This is a genomic window from Enterococcus sp. DIV0712 (assembly GCF_050554855.1).
GTDB lineage: Bacteria > Bacillota > Bacilli > Lactobacillales > Enterococcaceae > Enterococcus > Enterococcus faecalis.
This window is the reverse complement of sequence record NZ_CP187333.1, coordinates 2,328,820-2,346,230: the sequence shown is the minus strand read 5'-3', so window position 1 is coordinate 2,346,230 and position 17,411 is coordinate 2,328,820. Positions and strand designations below refer to the sequence as shown.

Here is a 17,411-nt window from a genome sequence, read left to right as displayed (position 1 = left end):
AGGAAATCCTTCTAGGAATTTATTTATGGATTTGTTATACTAATTTTAACGAACAGACAGGAGCGGTCAGAAGAAATGAAACAAAATTTTGCAATTATTGGTTTAGGACGTTTTGGCGGCAGCATATGCCAAACTTTGGTGGAAGCTGGTCAAGAAGTTTTGGCCATTGACAGCAGTGAAGACCGTGTCAATGAATATATGAATATTGCAACGCATGCAGTGGTGGCTAACGCCCAAGATGAAATGACGTTGCGTTCTTTAGGGATTCGGAATTTTGATCACGTAGTGGTGGCAATTGGTGAAGATATTCAAGCGAGTATTTTAGTAACATTAATGGTTAAAGAGATGGGGGTTCCCAATGTCTTAGCCAAAGCAGTCAATGAATATCATGCCCGTGTCTTAGATAAAATTGGGGCAGACATGGTCGTTCACCCAGAGCGAGATATGGGTATTCGAATTGCCCATAAACTTGTTTCACGCAATATTTTAGATTATATTGAATTATCTAGCGAATTTTCATTAGCTGAGGTTCGGGTCACCAATCCTAAATTTTACAATAAAACCTTAGCAGAATTAAATTTCCGTCAGCGATTTGGTTTAACTGTGGTAGCGATTCGCCGCTCGAAAACAGAAGTAATTGCTTCGCCAGATGCTTCTGAAATTGTTCGAGAAAACGACAATTTATTAGTTATCGGTGATACCGCAGATGTCGATTTATTAGATGAAAAAATGAATGGCTAAGCACTTTATTCTCTAAAAGCACTGCGCTGTGCTACAATAAATGGCGACAGAGATGTGAAGGAGGAACAAAGAATGAAATTAGAAGTGACACCGAAAGCCCAACAATGGTTTAAAGAAGAAACCGGGGTTCAGCCTGAGACAGGCATTCGTTTTTTCGGAAAAATTTACGGAAAAACACCTGTTCATGATGGTTTTTCCATTGCGATGTCTGTAGAAGCGCCAGATGAGCCAATGATTAAAGAGAACCTAGATGGGATTACCTATTTTATTGAAGAAACAGATGATTGGTTCTTTAAAGGGTATGATTTGATTGTTGATTATGATGAAAAGAATGATGAACCGCGTTATCAATTTGAAGCAAACCAAGAAGATTTAACAAAATAATTTTAGTGCTAAACAAAAGAGGCTGAAGTAGTGCGTAGGACTATTTCTGTTGCTTTCGTTTAACCGCTAGTCAGCCTGAGAAAAAATCGTTTTGGATTTTTTCTCAGGTTCTTTCTATTTAAGTTATTTTAGTTGGATATCGTTATTTAATAAGGCTATTATATGGTATAATGATAATTAACTGAAGTGTGGAGGAAATAAAATGTTATCAATTGTTGTCCCTTGTTATAATGAGGAAGCAGCGATTCCGCTGTTTTTTGAAGAAGTAGAAAAAATTAGCCAGCAACTGTCTCATTCAGTAGAATATATATTTGTGAATGATGGCTCAAAAGACAATACGTTAGCTGTTTTAAGACAGCTTTATCGCGAACATCCAGAGAAGGTCCGTTATCTTTCTTTTTCACGAAATTTTGGGAAAGAAGCGGGCTTATACGCTGGTTTAAAAGAAGCAACAGGTGACTTAGTGACAGTCATGGACGTTGATTTACAAGACCCGCCTGAGTTATTACCTCAAATGATTGAGATGATTGAAACCAGTACAGATTTAGATTGTGTTGGCACACGACGCATAACAAGAGACGGCGAACCGCCCATTCGTAGCTTTTTTGCACGGATGTTCTATAAACTCATTAATCGGATTGCTGAGACGGAAATGGTGGATGGTGCCCGTGACTTTCGTGTCATGACCCGACAAATGGTCGATGCGATTTTAGAGTTATCTGAGTATAATCGTTTCTCAAAAGGGATTTTTAGTTGGGTCGGCTTTAAAACAGAATATATTGAATTTAAAAATCGAGAACGAATTGCTGGAGAAACCTCTTGGTCTTTCTGGAGTCTATTAAGTTATTCAATTGACGGGATTGTCAATTTTTCAGAAACACCATTGAATATTGCTTCATACGTTGGCGCCTTTTCGTGTATTGGTTCTGCACTAGCAATGTTAGTGATTATCTTTCGAACATTAGTTAATGGTGATCCAACAAGCGGCTGGCCTTCAATGGTTTGTATTGTACTTTTTGTAGGTGGTTTGCAACTATTATGTTTAGGAATTATTGGCAAATATATCGGCAAAATTTTCTTAGAAACGAAAAAACGACCAATTTATATTGTAAAGGAATCAGAAAAAGATTCTAAAAAATAACCAAAAAAGCAGAGAAAAATTCTCTGTTTTTTTGTTGTGCATTAAAAAAAGTGTGAATAGACTTTTCAGAAAAACAACATTTTTTACATAAAAAATACATTAACTTTACCTATTTTTATCTTAATGAAGCAGCTTTGCTCTCGCGGTTGCAAGAAATAAATGTTAAAATCAAAAGGTATGCTATTAAATGTTTTTTTGGAGGTTGGGTCATGATAGAAGTTATCGACTTGAAAAAAGTATTCGATAATGGGTTTGAAGCGTTAAAATCGGTCAATTTTACGATTGAGCAAGGGGACTTGGTTTGTTTGTTAGGACCAAGTGGGTGTGGGAAATCCACAATTTTAAACTTAATTGCAGGTTTATTACATCCAAGTGATGGAGATATTCAGTTTCGACAGCAATCGGTTGTCAAAACAGCACCAAAAGATCGGAACATCGGGTTCGTTTTTCAAAACTATGCCTTATATCCACATATGACTGTTCTAGAAAACGTAATGTTTCCTTTGTCGGTAGGAAGTAAGAAAGTTCCCAAGGCAGAGGCACAAGCTATTGCCGAAGAATATATGAAACTAACGAATATTGAAGAGTTAAGCCATAAAAAGCCAGGCACACTTTCTGGTGGTCAACAACAGCGTGTTGCGATTACCCGGGCGTTAGTTCAAAAACCAGATGTTTTATTATTAGATGAGCCTTTAAGTAACTTGGATGCACGTTTGCGTTTGAAAATTCGTGAAGAAATCCGCCGCTTGGTGAAAGAAGTAGGGATTACAACAATCTTTGTAACGCACGACCAAGAGGAAGCGCTATCAATCAGTGATAAAATTATTTTATTAAACGAAGGGGTTATTCAACAAAATGATGAACCTCAAAACCTTTACTTAGAACCAAATAACTTATTTGTTGCTCAGTTCATAGGTAACCCAATTATTAATTTATTGTCTGTTGAAGTGAAAGACGGCAAAATGTACCACAAAAGTTTTGAAATTCCGCTTGAGCGTTTTGAGCAAGCACGCTTTAAAATGCCAATGACTGATGGGAAATATACGTTTGCTTCTCGTCCGGAAGATGTGGTACCAGCTGAAACAGGTCTCTTTACCACAACGACAGATTTAGTGGAATTGATTGGTCGAGAACGTATTTTACGATTTACATTAGGAAATGAACAAGTGAAATCAATTGTAAGTGTAGAAGAAGCGATTGAAGAAGGAGACACTTTATCTTTTGATTTTTCATATAAAAAAGTATTTATCTTTAACGAAGCGGGAGACCGGGTTTACTAATGAAAAAATACAATCCAGAAAATCAACCAAAAGCATGGCTCTTCCTTCTGCCATCATTAGGAATCATTTTACTGTTTAGCGTTTATCCACTGTTTCGTTCTTTGTGGATGAGTTTCCAAAAAGGTTCCTTAATTAACCAACGCTACGCTGGTTTAGAAAATTATCAACGTGTATTGAATGATCCAATCTTCTATAAAGCGTTAAAAAATACAGCGCTCTATGCATTTGCTGTGGTACCGATTGCCTTGATAATTTCCCTAGCAATTGCTTGGATTATCTTTGAAAAAGTTAAACATAAGAGTTTCTTTGAAACGATTTTCTTTATGCCTTATGTAACGAGTACGATTGCCATTGGGATTGTCTTCCGTTACTTCTTTAATGGCGATTATGGAATTGTCAATTACGTCTTAGGCTTTTTCGGCATTCCTTCTGTCAACTGGCTAGATAATGTTCAAATGAGTATGCCGACATTGATTATTTTTGGGGTTTGGACGAGTTTAGCATTTAATATTATTATTTTGTTGGCTGGGTTGAGAAATATTGATGAAGAACATTTTAAAATTGCAAAAATGTTTGGTGCCTCAGACGGCGAAATTTTCCGACGTATTACGTTTCCGCAGCTAGTCCCGACCATTGCCTTTTTATTAACGGTCAATTTAATTGGCGCCTTTAAAGTTTATACACAAGTTTATGCTTTATTCGGTGGTCGTGCGGGGATTGCCAATAGTGCCACAACCGCAGTGTACTATATTTATGACAAATTCCACATTGCAGGGCGTCCCGGAATTGCGATGGCCGCCACAGTGATTTTATTTGTGATTATTTTAGTGGTCACTTTCTTACAAAATAAACTCTTAAAGAAAGTGGGGCAATAAGCCAATGAAAAAAGTTTTAACGATTATCGCATTTGTTTTCTTAGGCATTTTAGCCGTTATTACGTTATTTCCATTTGTCTATATGATTTTAGCTGGTTTAATGAGTTACTCTGAAGCGACCAGCATGCCGCCAACCATGTTTCCGAAACAACCACAATGGCAAAACTACACAGAGGTCTTTCAAAAAGCACCCTTTCTTCGGTATTTCTTAAACACAGTCTTTGTTTCAGGTGTTACAACGATTGCTACGGTAGTCACCGCCGTGTTAGCTTCATTCGCGTTAACGAGTTTGAAGTTCCGTTTTAAAAATGTGGTCATTGCTTTGATGATTTCGTTGTTAATGGTTCCGTATGAATCTATTATTTTTACCAATTATCAAACGATTGCGCAATTAGGTTTGTTAAATACTTACAGCGCCTTAATTATTCCATTTTTAACTAGTATTTTTTATATTTACTATTTAAACGGTTATTTAAAAGGTATTCCTGATACTTTTTACAAGGCTGCCAAGATTGATGGCGCTAGTGATTTAGAATACATTTGGCGTATTTTAGTACCAATGTCAAAACCAGCGTTGGTAACAGTAGGGATTTTAACATTTATTTCTAGTTGGAATTCTTTCTTGTGGCCATTGTTGGTGACGAACGAGAAAAAATACCGTCTATTGAATAATGGACTATCGGCCTTTGCGACAGAGAGCGGTAGTGACGTACATTTACAAATGGCTGCTGCAACATTAACCGTTATTCCAATTTTAATTATTTACTTGATTTTCAGAAAAGAAATTATCAGAGGAGTTGCAAAAAATGGAATCAAAGGCTAAAACAACTGTGACTTTTCACAGTGGCATTTTAACAATTGGAGGAACCGTGATTGAAGTGGCGTATAAAGATGCCCACATCTTCTTTGATTTTGGTACAGAATTTCGACCAGAATTAGATTTGCCTGATGATCACATTGAAACCTTAATTAATAATCGTTTAGTGCCAGAATTAAAAGACTTATATGATCCACGTTTAGGTTATGAATATCATGGTACAGAAGACAAAGAGTATCAACACACAGCTGTTTTCTTATCTCATGCCCATTTAGATCATTCGCGCATGATTAATTATTTAGACCCAGCTGTTCCGTTGTACACATTAAAAGAAACGAAGATGATTCTAAATAGTTTAAATCGCAAAGGTGATTTTTTGATTCCATCACCGTTTGAAGAAAAGAATTTTACCCGAGAAATGATTGGTCTTAATAAAAACGATGTGATTAAAGTTGGCGAAATTTCAGTGGAAATCGTGCCTGTTGATCATGATGCGTACGGTGCTTCGGCATTACTGATTCGCACGCCTGACCATTTCATCACATACACAGGTGATTTGCGCTTACATGGCCATAATCGTGAAGAGACTTTAGCTTTTTGTGAAAAAGCTAAACATACTGAATTATTAATGATGGAAGGCGTAAGCATTAGCTTCCCAGAACGTGAACCAGATCCAGCCCAAATAGCGGTTGTCAGTGAAGAAGATCTTGTTCAGCACTTGGTTCGTTTAGAACTAGAAAACCCGAATCGACAAATTACCTTTAATGGTTATCCAGCAAACGTGGAACGTTTTGCTAAGATTATTGAAAAGTCACCACGTACAGTCGTTTTAGAAGCAAATATGGCTGCGTTGTTACTTGAAGTATTTGGAATAGAAGTTCGTTATTATTATGCTGAATCTGGTAAAATACCAGAATTGAATCCAGCGTTAGAAATCCCGTATGACACGTTACTAAAGGACAAAACAGACTATTTGTGGCAAGTTGTGAACCAGTTTGACAACCTCCAAGAAGGTAGTTTATACATTCACAGTGATGCGCAACCGTTAGGGGACTTTGATCCACAGTATCGCGTGTTTTTAGATTTGTTGGCTAAAAAAGACATTACTTTTGTCCGTTTAGCTTGTTCAGGACATGCAATTCCAGAAGATCTGGATAAAATTATTGCATTGATTGAACCTCAAGTATTGGTTCCAATCCATACGTTAAAACCAGAAAAACTGGAAAACCCGTATGGTGAAAGAATATTGCCAGAACGTGGCGAGCAAATTGTTTTATAAATTTTTTTAAGGGAGAGAAAAAAATGAAGTTCAAAACTCTAGCAACAACAGTGTTAGCAACCGCAGCTATTTTCGCATTGGGGGCTTGTGGTAACGGTAATGGGGCCAAAGAATCAAACGATATTGTGAAAGAAGTGAAGGAAGATACGACAATCACTTTCTGGCATGCAATGAATGGGGTTCAAGAAGAAGCGTTAACAAAATTAACGAAAGACTTCATGAAAGAAAATCCAAAAATTAAAGTGGAATTACAAAATCAATCTGCTTACCCTGATTTACAAGCCAAAATCAATTCGACTTTAACTTCACCAAAAGATTTACCAACAATTACGCAAGCGTACCCAGGCTGGTTATGGAATGCTGCACAAGATGAAATGTTAGTGGACTTAAAACCATATATGGATGATGACACAATCGGCTGGAAAGATGCAGAGCCAATTCGTGAAGTATTATTAGACGGCGCCAAAATCGACGGCAAACAATACGGCATTCCATTTAATAAATCGACAGAAATGTTATTCTATAATGCTGATTTGTTGAAAGAATATGGTGTTGAAGTACCGAAAACATTAGAGGAATTAAAAGAAGCTTCTAAAACAATTTACGAAAAATCCAACAAAGAAGTCGTTGGTGCTGGTTTTGACTCGTTAAATAACTATTACGCAATTGGAATGAAAAACAAAGGCGTTGATTTTAATAAAGACTTAGATTTAACAAGCAAAGATTCACAAGAAGTCGTGGACTATTACCGTGATGGTATCGAAGCAGGTTACTTCCGCACAGCTGGTTCAGATAAATATTTATCTGGCCCATTTGCAAACAAAAAGGTAGCAATGTTTGTCGGTAGTATTGCTGGTGCTGGTTTTGTTCAAAAAGATGCTGAAGCTGGTGGCTATGAATACGGTGTTGCACCACGTCCTGAAAAAATCAACTTACAACAAGGAACAGATATTTATATGTTCGATAGTGCTACGCCAGAACAACGGACAGCGGCATTTGAATTCATGAAATTCTTAGCTACTCCTGATTCACAATTGTACTGGGCACAACAAACAGGTTATATGCCAATTTTAGAATCTGTTTTACACAGTGATGAGTACAAAAACTCTAAGACAACCAAAGTACCTGCACAACTTGAAAACGCAGTAAAAGATTTATTCGCTATCCCAGTAGAAGAGAATGCTGATTCAGCCTATAATGAAATGCGGACAATTATGGAAAGTATTTTTGCTTCATCAAATAAAGACACGAAAAAATTATTGAAAGATGCAACATCACAATTTGAACAAGCATGGAACCAATAATCAATAAATAAACAGACGTGGGAGGTTGGGATCTGAGTCGTTATGGCTCGTGTTCTAACCTTCCTGTTCTTTTGGGCGGAAGAAGGAGAGAAACAAAATGCAAATAAAAATTTTAGCAACAAGTGATATGCATGGGTACATTATGCCAACAAGTTATAGTGAAAAAAAGATGGATTTGCCTTTTGGAACCGCAAAAGCAGCAACCATGCTGAAAAAGTTACGTGCGTCTGCCAAAGGACCAGTTTTTCAAATTGAAAATGGGGATTTTATTCAAGGTTCGCCGCTTAGTTATTACGTAAGAAAAGCAGAAACACATTCAGTGGAAGCCATCACTAAGATCATTAATCAAATGGATTATGATGTTAGCATTTTAGGTAACCACGAATTTAATTACGGATTAGATTATTTAAAGGAAACGATTGCCAGTTATCAACAGCCAGTTTTAGCTGCCAATATTCTTGGTAAAGATGGACAACCTTATTTCGGTCAGCCGTATGTCATCATAGAAAAACAAGGGGTTAAAGTAGCCATCCTTGGCGTGACGACTCAATATATTCCTCATTGGGAACAGCCGGCAACAGTCAAAGATTTAACGTTTAAAAGTGTCGTTGAAACAGCGGCAGAATACGTGCCAAAACTGCGGGAAGAAGCGGACCTAGTTGTTGTCGCTTACCATGGCGGTTTTGAAAAAGATTTAGAAACAGGGGAACCCACGGAATTACTAACAGGAGAAAATGAAGGCTACGATTTATTGGAAAAAGTTCCTGGGATTGATGCCTTAGTCACTGGTCACCAACATCGAGAAATTGCTACAAAACTGAATGGAATACCTGTGATTCAACCAGGTTTTCGAGGAGCTTTCGTTGGAGAAATTACTTTAGAAATTGAACCTATGGCTAAAGGCTATCGCGTTATTGGAAGTGACGCAGCTATTCATCCTGTTGGAAACGAACAACCAGATGCAGAAATTTTAGCTTTGACAACAGCGTTACATGAAGAGGTAGAAGAGTGGCTTGACCAACCAGTGGGAAATGTGGAAGGGGATATGACGATTCAAAATCCGAATGCCGTACGCCTCAAAGAACATCCATATATAGAATTTATTAATAACGTCCAAATGGCTTCAAGCGGAACGGATATTTCAGGGACTGCACTTTTTAACAATGAAGGCAAAGGGTTTAATAACCAAATTACGATGCGCGATATCATTACCAACTACATTTATCCAAATACCTTGGCTGTATTGCGTGTCACTGGACAAGACCTCCGTGAAGCGTTAGAACAAAGCGCTACTTATTTTGTGTTAGAAAAAGGCCAACCAATTTTCAACCCGAAATATGTCGATCCAAAACCACAATACTATAATTATGATATGTATGAAGGCATTGAGTATACGCTTGATTTAAGACAACCGTTTGGTGAAAGAGTGACGAAACTTAATTATCATGGCAAAGCAGTGCAAGCAGAAGATGTTTTGGAAATCGTGACAAATCAATACCGAGCAGTCGGTGGCGGAAACTATCAAATGTTCCAACCTGAAAAAATTATTCGAGAAATTCAAATTGATATGACGGAACTGATTGCAGAATATTTAAAAAAACATCCAATCATTCAAGCGTCGACAAATGATAACTTCAAGGTTATCTGGTAAAAAATAGCAAAAAAAAGCCTTCAACCATGCAATTACTTGAAAGATGGTTGAAGGCCTTTTTTGAGTTAATAGCCTTTTTTTAAGGAAACTTGGTTTTTGACGAGGGTCTGATCCGTCACAAATTGATTTAAGTTTGGAATAAAAATCGCCAGTAATTTTGATTTGAACTTCGGTGTCATGCCAGAAATATGAGGTGTTAATAAAACATTCTGCATCTCCCATAAAGGGCTATCTTCGGGAAGAGGTTCTTCTTCAAAGACATCTAAGGCAGCAAAAGCAATGGTTTTATTGTTTAAGGCAGTTATCAAATCGTTCGTTGCTACTGAGGCGCCTCGACCAACATTTACGAAAATTGTTTCAGGAGCCATTTTTTCAAAAAGTGCCTGATTGTATAAATGTTTTGTTGTTTCAGTCAAAGGAAGAATGTTCACAACAATGGACATTTCATGGATAATTTTACTCATATTCTTCTGTGAATAGCATTCAATGAAGCCTTCCGTCACATGTCCAGAGGTATTCACGCCATAAACTTGAAGATTTAAACCTTTAGCAAATTTAGCTAATTGTTGTCCGATTTGCCCGGTGCCTACGATTAACATTTTTTGCCCAGAAAGTTGTTGATAGAAAGGGGCTGTTTGATTCCATGTGTGTTGCATTTGTTGTTGGATACTTTCTTGCAGTCCGCGGGTATGTGCTAATAAAACGCCTAAAACATGTTCTGAGATAGAAACACTATGGATTCCGCTACCATTAGACAACAGAATGCCTTTTTCTCTTAATTTATCAAAATCCATATAATCAGCACCAGCAGAAATGAGCTGAATCCATTTTAGGTGACTAGTCTCAGAGGCTAATAAACGCGGACCAATTTCTTTATGCCAGCCTAACATAATTTCGATTGCCTCTTCTTCAGCAGAGGATAAATGATCGGTAGATGTTTTAACTAGATAATTGGGCGCCACAGCTTTCACTTGTTCCAGTTGTTCTTCGTTGAATACTTCATTTAAATAAATAATTGGTTGGTTCATCTTTCTTCCTCCTAGCACTTTTTATTGTATCAAAAATAAATTTAAAAGAGAAAAAGAAAGGCTTTTCAGTAAAGCAGAAAGCCAAGGACAAAAATCCGATTTAGATTTTTGTCCTTGGCTTAAAAACTGCTAAAGTCCAGTGCTAACCTTATTTAGGTACGCCGTTTTCAAATAAACTTGTACTATGAACTGGTTGACGTCGAGCATCGGGCCGTAAGTAATGTAAAGCATTATTTACGGCAGTAGGTGCCTCACCAAATCCTGTAGCGATTAATTTCACTTTTCCCTCATAGGAACAGATATCCCCTACAGCGTATACACCAGGAATGTTAGTTGACATATCGGAATGAACATTAATAGCATTTCTAGAAACGTCTAATCCCCATTCTTTGAGGTGTGTTAAAGAAGAAGTGAAGCCATAATTGATAATTAAATCATCCAGAGGGAGATCCAATGTTTGGTCACCTTTTGTCTCCGTTAATTGGATGCCTGTGAACGTTTTATTTTCCTTTAAAATATCACTAATGATATACGGAGTTCTGATAGAAACACTAGATTTTTCCAGTTGTTCCACGCTATGTTCATGGCCGCGAAATTGTGGGCGACGATGGATAATAGATACTTCTTCTGCAACGTTTTCTAGCATTAAAGCCCAATCAATTGCGGAATCGCCGCCACCAGCAATCGCAACTTTTTTGCCAGCGAATTTTTTCATGTCAGTCACATAATAATGGATTGACTCACCTTCAAAGGCTTCAATATTTTCGATAGCTAAACGTCGAGGTTGGAAAGCGCCGTTACCAATCGCAAAGATAACCGTTTTAGAATAATGTGTGCCTTTAGTTGTGTCTAAGCGCAGAAGTCCATCTGCTTCCTGTGCAAGGTGTGTGACCTCTTCTTCCAAACAAACATCGTGCTGAAATGGCTGCATCTGTTTTTCCAAATTGGCAATTAACTCACCGGCTTTAATAGCAGGGAATCCAGGAATATCATAAATATATTTTTCGGGATACAGCATTGTTAGCTGACCACCTAATTGCGGCAGGCTATCAATGATTTTCGTTTTTGCTTTACGAATTCCCGCATAAAAAGCGGCAAATAATCCAACAGGACCGCCGCCGATAATCGTTAAATCATAAATATCTTTTTCATCAGACATTTGAAAATTCCTCCTAATTCATTTAGGGTTGAGACAACTATTGATCGTTTTGCGAACACTTCACAAAATAGCACGGCTTTTCGAAAAAAGCAAGTTTGGCTAACGAATCAAAGTATTCTTTAATCATTGGAAAAAGATCATAGCAATTTTCAGCATTTTTCGATATGATGGAACTATAAAATAATTATCTAGGAGGACATTCTCATGTCACAATTTCCACAATTAGATTTAGAAAATGCTAAAGGCCCAAAAGCGGTCATTAAAACAAACCGAGGCGACATCACTGTTCAATTATTCCCAGAACAAGCGCCTAAAACGGTTAAAAATTTTGTTGAATTAGCGAAAAAGGGCTACTATGATGGCGTTATTTTCCATCGTGTGATTCCTGATTTTATGATTCAAGGCGGTGACCCAACCGGAACAGGAATGGGCGGCGAAAGTATTTATGGAGAAGCATTTGAGGATGAATTTTCTCGGGATGTTTTCAATTTGCGCGGCGCATTGTCAATGGCAAATGCTGGTCCTAACACAAATGGCAGCCAATTCTTTGTTGTTACTAATCAAAATGTTCCAGCTCAAATGATGAGTCAGTTAGAAGACGCTGGTTTTCCAGAAGAAATTATTGAAGCTTACAAACAAGGCGGAACACCTTGGTTAGACTTCCGTCATACTGTTTTTGGTCATGTTGTTGATGGTATGGATGTAGTGGATGAAATTGGTGGAGTCCAACGGGATGCCCAAGACCGTCCAACATTTGACGTCGTGATGGACACAGTTGAAATCATTGGTGAATAAGTTTAACCAATTGAAAAAGAGAGTACCAACGAGGGACAAATTCGTTGGTACTCTTTATTTTTTTCTTAAAACGACTAACTTTTTTTTAAAAGCATCCAAATCTCTTCTTTTAATGAAGTCTTTATAGGATACTGAGTTAAAGAATAGAAGGAGAGGAAGCAAATTTGTTAGAAAAATACAGATATCCAATGGCCTTGGCTTTGTTTGCAGTAATACTCCCATTTATAGGAACGTTTTTTACGTATGTAGATCAGCAAGGAATCGTTCATGAACCAGGATTTTATACAATCATAATTGGAGAAATTTTACTTCTATTTTCAGGTATCTGGTTCGTCAGAGTTTATTTAGCTAAACGCAAAAGAAAGAATTAAAAACAGCTGTCCTAAAAACTAGGACAGCTGTTTTTAATTAAAGGCTTTTTTGATACGTAAAAGGCCTTCTTCGAGAGTTTCTTTTGAACAAGCTAAGTTTAAACGCATGTGTTGAGAACCTTGGGGACCAAAACTAATTCCTGGATTTAGAACCACTTTCCCCTTATGAATTAAGGTATCGCGAAGTTCCCGATCCGTTAGCGAATAAGAACTAAAGTCTAACCATAAAAGATAGGTTCCTTCAGGCTCCATTACACGAACGCTAGGCAGCTCTTCACGGAAAAAAGAAAGGGCAAAAGCAATATTTTCTTTTAAATAATCAAGTAATGCCGTTAGCCATTCCTCCCCTGTTTGATAGGCAGCTGCCGTTCCAACGTAGCCAAAAGTATTGATACCGCCTTGATGATTTTTGTCTTGTAAAGATACGAAAGATTGCCGTAGTTTTTCATTAGGAATGAACAGCATTGAATTTTTAATCCCCGCTAAATTAAAGGTTTTGGTTGCCGCTGTTAAGGTAACAGTGAATTCCTTAAATGCTTCATCAGCGACAGTGAAGGAAGTGAAGGTATGCGGTTTGAAAATCAAATCCTGATGAATTTCATCGCTAACCACAGTTACTTGGTGTTTTTGGCATAAACGGCCAATAGCTAGCAATTCTTCTTTTGTCCAAACACGCCCACCAGGATTATGGGGATTACAAAAAAGTAACAGTTTCACCTTTTCTTCGATTATCTGTTGTTCCATTTTAACCAAATCAACTTCATAATGTCCGTTAACTTCTAGTAAAGAATGTCGCACAAGTCTACGCTCATTTTGTTTTACCACATCTGCAAAAGGGGGGTAGACTGGATCACAAATCATGACAGAATCCGCAGGTACTGTATACGCTTGAACGGCTGTGGCCAAACTGGGAACCACGCCACTATTAAACAAAATTTCTTCTTTTTCAACAATCAATTGATGGTGTTGCCGTTGCCAATCTTGAATTGCTTGATACAGTTCATTAGGTGCAACTGCATATCCTAGAATGCCTTGTTCAATAACTTGTGACAAGGCATCAAGAATAGGCTGATGTACTTTGAAATCCATATCAGCAACCCATAAAGGTAGTAAATCTTTTTCGTGGTAACTCGTTTCAACGGTGTCCCATTTAACACAATTCGTGTGGCGACGATCAATGGTTTCATTAAAATTAAACATAAGATAACTCCTTTTCTTCTATATAAAGTCTTACTTCCTATAGTATAGTAGATTTTGCTTAAAAGATGAAACAATTGTTTTAACAACTAGGGAAGAAATAATGCACAAACGTTGAAAAAATGCTATTATTTTAAATGAGTAGAAACGGAAAAAGAAATTTATCGTATGAAAAGAGGAAATTTGATGAAGTACAAAATTGGTATGGTACTTTCTGGCACAATTACCGGACTTCAACCATATGGCGCATTTGTTTCTTTAGACGAAGAAACACAAGGACTGATTCATGTTTCGGAAGTACAAGCTGGCTTTACTAAAAATATCCATGGACTCTTAACCGTTGGACAAAAAGTAACCGTTCAAGTTATTGATGTTGATGAATATTCTCAAAAGATTAGCTTATCTTTACGGACCCTTGAAGACAAAGTTCATTCAGTGAACCATCGACGCAAAAAATATTTTACGGATAAGAATAAAAAAATTGGCTTTGCAACCTTAGACAAAGAACTTCCAGAATGGATTGATGAAGCAATGGATAAGTTGCTTGAAAAATAATTCTGTATTTTTTCAGAAAGTGTGTTACAATTTCTTTTGTTAGTGAATCTAAAAATTAATTGAGGTGGATGTCGTGTCTAACAAAAAAGTCGCTGGAACAATCATACTGAACTTAAACGATGGTAGTAAAAAATTTTTGATGCATCCAATAGGTGAAGCGATTGAGTTTGCGATGGCAAAAGTTTCTGATGAGATGACGGGTTTAGCTAGTATGCTACAATGGTTCAAAGAAGAGGTTCAATTGGACGTTACTTCAATTAGCTTAGTAGAATTAACTAACGCGCATATCAATAAAGAAAATGTTCCGCTGTTTGTCTTCGAGATGGATGAACAAGCACTTAAAAATGAAATGGATAAAGACTATACATGGGTAGCACCTGCAGAATTAAAAACGATTTGGTCAAAATATCATATTGAAGGTGTCCCAATGTTTTAAACAAAAAAGAAAGAATCTGTCGATAATCGAACAGATTCTTTCTTTTTTTACGTTGGACGTAAAAAAGTTAATCGAACTATTTCAAATATATGATTCAAATTGTTCGATTTTTAGCAAGGAATTAAACTGTTTTGATAGACAATTAGGATTTAAAAAGTTTAAAAACGAAATAATTGAAAAGAATGAAAACAGATTGAAAACTTCTTTTAATTTTTTTGAAAAAAAGTGTTGACCAAACATCAAAATCTTGATATATTATTACATGTCGCAAGGCGAGTCACACAGCTGAGCGATTCAGAAATCAATAATTAAATAACAATTCTTGATTTCAAATCTCTCGAAAAAAGTTTGAAAAAACAACAAAAAAATTGTTGACAAATAACAAGCGAGATGATAAGATATAGAAGTTGTCACAACAGACAACAACAACCGAGCAAAACAACTTAAAGAACTTTTTTAAAAAAAGTTCTTGACATTCAAACGAAAGTTTGTTATGATATAAAAGTTGCTGCGAGGTAACGTAGACCTTTGAAAACTGAACAAAGAATAGACGAACCAAATGTGTAGGGCGTCTTGATTCAATTCAAGACAACAAACATTTTTAACAAGCAAGCAATATGCTAGCAAACAAATTGAGCTTAACAATCGCAAGATTGTTCTAACTTTTATTATGAGAGTTTGATCCTGGCTCAGGACGAACGCTGGCGGCGTGCCTAATACATGCAAGTCGAACGCTTCTTTCCTCCCGAGTGCTTGCACTCATTTGGAAAGAGGAGTGGCGGACGGGTGAGTAACACGTGGGTAACCTACCCATCAGAGGGGGATAACACTTGGAAACAGGTGCTAATACCGCATAACAGTTTATGCCGCATGGCATAAGAGTGAAAGGCGCTTTCGGGTGTCACTGATGGATGGACCCGCGGTGCATTAGCTAGTTGGTGAGGTAACGGCTCACCAAGGCCACGATGCATAGCCGACCTGAGAGGGTGATCGGCCACACTGGGACTGAGACACGGCCCAGACTCCTACGGGAGGCAGCAGTAGGGAATCTTCGGCAATGGACGAAAGTCTGACCGAGCAACGCCGCGTGAGTGAAGAAGGTTTTCGGATCGTAAAACTCTGTTGTTAGAGAAGAACAAGGACGTTAGTAACTGAACGTCCCCTGACGGTATCTAACCAGAAAGCCACGGCTAACTACGTGCCAGCAGCCGCGGTAATACGTAGGTGGCAAGCGTTGTCCGGATTTATTGGGCGTAAAGCGAGCGCAGGCGGTTTCTTAAGTCTGATGTGAAAGCCCCCGGCTCAACCGGGGAGGGTCATTGGAAACTGGGAGACTTGAGTGCAGAAGAGGAGAGTGGAATTCCATGTGTAGCGGTGAAATGCGTAGATATATGGAGGAACACCAGTGGCGAAGGCGGCTCTCTGGTCTGTAACTGACGCTGAGGCTCGAAAGCGTGGGGAGCAAACAGGATTAGATACCCTGGTAGTCCACGCCGTAAACGATGAGTGCTAAGTGTTGGAGGGTTTCCGCCCTTCAGTGCTGCAGCAAACGCATTAAGCACTCCGCCTGGGGAGTACGACCGCAAGGTTGAAACTCAAAGGAATTGACGGGGGCCCGCACAAGCGGTGGAGCATGTGGTTTAATTCGAAGCAACGCGAAGAACCTTACCAGGTCTTGACATCCTTTGACCACTCTAGAGATAGAGCTTTCCCTTCGGGGACAAAGTGACAGGTGGTGCATGGTTGTCGTCAGCTCGTGTCGTGAGATGTTGGGTTAAGTCCCGCAACGAGCGCAACCCTTATTGTTAGTTGCCATCATTTAGTTGGGCACTCTAGCGAGACTGCCGGTGACAAACCGGAGGAAGGTGGGGATGACGTCAAATCATCATGCCCCTTATGACCTGGGCTACACACGTGCTACAATGGGAAGTACAACGAGTCGCTAGACCGCGAGGTCATGCAAATCTCTTAAAGCTTCTCTCAGTTCGGATTGCAGGCTGCAACTCGCCTGCATGAAGCCGGAATCGCTAGTAATCGCGGATCAGCACGCCGCGGTGAATACGTTCCCGGGCCTTGTACACACCGCCCGTCACACCACGAGAGTTTGTAACACCCGAAGTCGGTGAGGTAACCTTTTTGGAGCCAGCCGCCTAAGGTGGGATAGATGATTGGGGTGAAGTCGTAACAAGGTAGCCGTATCGGAAGGTGCGGCTGGATCACCTCCTTTCTAAGGAATATTACGGAAATACACATTTCGTCTTTACTTTGTTCAGTTTTGAGAGGTCTACTCTCAATCAAATAAGTTCGGGGCCTTAGCTCAGCTGGGAGAGCGCCTGCTTTGCACGCAGGAGGTCAGCGGTTCGATCCCGCTAGGCTCCATTGATAGCTTTTGCTATCA

General features: G+C 38.5%; 17 protein-coding genes, 1 tRNA gene and 1 rRNA gene. 16 read left to right on the top strand and 3 right to left on the bottom strand.

The annotated features are described in order from the left end of the window. Positions 1–75: 75 nt before the first annotated feature. The 9 genes from IGL42_RS11265 to IGL42_RS11225 all read left to right on the top strand — a co-directional run bounded on the left by IGL42_RS11265 (position 76) and on the right by IGL42_RS11225 (position 9,472). Positions 76–741, top strand: a complete 666-nt coding sequence (locus IGL42_RS11265) for a potassium channel family protein (RefSeq protein WP_002355139.1) — start codon at positions 76–78, stop codon at positions 739–741. A 54-nt stretch (positions 742–795) separates the two neighbouring features. Next, positions 796–1,125, top strand: coding sequence for a HesB/YadR/YfhF family protein (locus IGL42_RS11260; protein ID WP_002355140.1), 330 nt, complete (start codon positions 796–798; stop codon positions 1,123–1,125). Positions 1,126–1,327: 202 nt separating this feature from the next. Then, positions 1,328–2,266, top strand: a complete 939-nt coding sequence (locus IGL42_RS11255) for a glycosyltransferase family 2 protein (protein ID WP_002373102.1) — start codon at positions 1,328–1,330, stop codon at positions 2,264–2,266. Positions 2,267–2,412: 146 nt separating this feature from the next. Then, positions 2,413–3,546: an ABC transporter ATP-binding protein gene (locus tag IGL42_RS11250; protein WP_002406272.1), complete on the top strand. Its 1,134-nt coding sequence runs from the start codon at positions 2,413–2,415 to the stop codon at positions 3,544–3,546. Beyond that, positions 3,546–4,421 (top strand): carbohydrate ABC transporter permease, encoded by an 876-nt coding sequence (locus IGL42_RS11245; protein WP_002355143.1) that lies wholly within the window; start codon positions 3,546–3,548, stop codon positions 4,419–4,421. The genes IGL42_RS11250 and IGL42_RS11245 overlap by 1 nt, the downstream gene beginning before the upstream one ends. 4 nt (positions 4,422–4,425) lie before the next feature. Then, complete coding sequence (locus IGL42_RS11240) at positions 4,426–5,244, top strand: carbohydrate ABC transporter permease (RefSeq protein WP_002355144.1); 819 nt, start codon at positions 4,426–4,428, stop codon at positions 5,242–5,244. Continuing rightward, entirely contained in the window at positions 5,228–6,517 is a 1,290-nt protein-coding gene (locus IGL42_RS11235; RefSeq protein WP_002355145.1) for an MBL fold metallo-hydrolase, read from the top strand. The genes IGL42_RS11240 and IGL42_RS11235 overlap by 17 nt, the downstream gene beginning before the upstream one ends. Before the next feature lie 23 nt (positions 6,518–6,540). Next, positions 6,541–7,821 carry an extracellular solute-binding protein gene (locus IGL42_RS11230; RefSeq protein WP_002359172.1) on the top strand — a complete coding sequence of 427 codons (1,281 nt, stop codon included), beginning with the start codon at positions 6,541–6,543 and terminating at the stop codon, positions 7,819–7,821. A gap of 97 nt (positions 7,822–7,918) precedes the next feature. Beyond that, positions 7,919–9,472: a bifunctional metallophosphatase/5'-nucleotidase gene (locus tag IGL42_RS11225; protein WP_010710933.1), complete on the top strand. Its 1,554-nt coding sequence runs from the start codon at positions 7,919–7,921 to the stop codon at positions 9,470–9,472. Between the two features lie 65 nt (positions 9,473–9,537). On the opposite strand, the gene IGL42_RS11220 is transcribed toward IGL42_RS11225, so the two are convergent. Together IGL42_RS11220 and IGL42_RS11215 are read right to left on the bottom strand one after the other, a co-directional pair. Beyond that, positions 9,538–10,500, bottom strand: coding sequence for a phosphoglycerate dehydrogenase (locus tag IGL42_RS11220; protein WP_010710934.1), 963 nt, complete (start codon positions 10,498–10,500; stop codon positions 9,538–9,540). 148 nt (positions 10,501–10,648) lie between these two features. Continuing rightward, positions 10,649–11,659: an NAD(P)/FAD-dependent oxidoreductase gene (locus IGL42_RS11215; RefSeq protein ID WP_010710935.1), complete on the bottom strand. Its 1,011-nt coding sequence runs from the start codon at positions 11,657–11,659 to the stop codon at positions 10,649–10,651. Between the two features lie 204 nt (positions 11,660–11,863). Here IGL42_RS11215 and IGL42_RS11210 point away from each other — a divergent pair, with 204 nt between their 5' ends. Then, positions 11,864–12,454, top strand: coding sequence for a peptidylprolyl isomerase (locus IGL42_RS11210; protein WP_002355150.1), 591 nt, complete (start codon positions 11,864–11,866; stop codon positions 12,452–12,454). A gap of 164 nt (positions 12,455–12,618) precedes the next feature. Further along, positions 12,619–12,825, top strand: coding sequence for a DUF3955 domain-containing protein (locus IGL42_RS11205; RefSeq protein ID WP_002355151.1), 207 nt, complete (start codon positions 12,619–12,621; stop codon positions 12,823–12,825). Positions 12,826–12,858: 33 nt separating this feature from the next. On the opposite strand, the gene IGL42_RS11200 is transcribed toward IGL42_RS11205, so the two are convergent. After that, positions 12,859–14,025 (bottom strand): MalY/PatB family protein, encoded by a 1,167-nt coding sequence (locus IGL42_RS11200; protein ID WP_010710937.1) that lies wholly within the window; start codon positions 14,023–14,025, stop codon positions 12,859–12,861. 183 nt (positions 14,026–14,208) lie between these two features. Between IGL42_RS11200 and IGL42_RS11195 the strand changes: the two genes are divergently transcribed. From IGL42_RS11195 to IGL42_RS11175, 5 genes are all read left to right on the top strand, one after another. Then, the gene (locus tag IGL42_RS11195) at positions 14,209–14,577 is read left to right on the top strand and encodes a CvfD/Ygs/GSP13 family RNA-binding post-transcriptional regulator (protein ID WP_002365178.1); all 369 of its coding nucleotides are present in this window, start codon (positions 14,209–14,211) and stop codon (positions 14,575–14,577) included. A 64-nt stretch (positions 14,578–14,641) separates the two neighbouring features. Beyond that, positions 14,642–15,013 (top strand): hypothetical protein, encoded by a 372-nt coding sequence (locus tag IGL42_RS11190; RefSeq protein ID WP_002385270.1) that lies wholly within the window; start codon positions 14,642–14,644, stop codon positions 15,011–15,013. Next, positions 14,997–15,245: a hypothetical protein gene (locus tag IGL42_RS11185; RefSeq protein WP_002386332.1), complete on the top strand. Its 249-nt coding sequence runs from the start codon at positions 14,997–14,999 to the stop codon at positions 15,243–15,245. Before IGL42_RS11190 ends, IGL42_RS11185 begins: the two co-directional genes overlap by 17 nt. Before the next feature lie 434 nt (positions 15,246–15,679). Then, positions 15,680–17,240 (top strand): 16S ribosomal RNA (locus IGL42_RS11180). 79 nt (positions 17,241–17,319) lie between these two features. Further along, a tRNA-Ala gene (locus tag IGL42_RS11175) sits at positions 17,320–17,392 on the top strand. The last annotated feature ends 19 nt before the right edge of the window (positions 17,393–17,411 follow it).

Coding starts and splice junctions, on each gene's coding strand:
- IGL42_RS11215 (WP_010710935.1), bottom strand. CDS start 11,659: ATGTCTGATGAAAAAGATATTTATGATTTAACGATTATCGGCGGCGGT.
- IGL42_RS11200 (WP_010710937.1), bottom strand. CDS start 14,025: ATGTTTAATTTTAATGAAACCATTGATCGTCGCCACACGAATTGTGTT.
- IGL42_RS11245 (WP_002355143.1), top strand. CDS start 3,546: ATGAAAAAATACAATCCAGAAAATCAACCAAAAGCATGGCTCTTCCTT.
- IGL42_RS11195 (WP_002365178.1), top strand. CDS start 14,209: ATGAAGTACAAAATTGGTATGGTACTTTCTGGCACAATTACCGGACTT.
- IGL42_RS11240 (WP_002355144.1), top strand. CDS start 4,426: ATGAAAAAAGTTTTAACGATTATCGCATTTGTTTTCTTAGGCATTTTA.
- IGL42_RS11230 (WP_002359172.1), top strand. CDS start 6,541: ATGAAGTTCAAAACTCTAGCAACAACAGTGTTAGCAACCGCAGCTATT.
- IGL42_RS11235 (WP_002355145.1), top strand. CDS start 5,228: ATGGAATCAAAGGCTAAAACAACTGTGACTTTTCACAGTGGCATTTTA.
- IGL42_RS11265 (WP_002355139.1), top strand. CDS start 76: ATGAAACAAAATTTTGCAATTATTGGTTTAGGACGTTTTGGCGGCAGC.
- IGL42_RS11225 (WP_010710933.1), top strand. CDS start 7,919: ATGCAAATAAAAATTTTAGCAACAAGTGATATGCATGGGTACATTATG.
- IGL42_RS11220 (WP_010710934.1), bottom strand. CDS start 10,500: ATGAACCAACCAATTATTTATTTAAATGAAGTATTCAACGAAGAACAA.
- IGL42_RS11210 (WP_002355150.1), top strand. CDS start 11,864: ATGTCACAATTTCCACAATTAGATTTAGAAAATGCTAAAGGCCCAAAA.
- IGL42_RS11255 (WP_002373102.1), top strand. CDS start 1,328: ATGTTATCAATTGTTGTCCCTTGTTATAATGAGGAAGCAGCGATTCCG.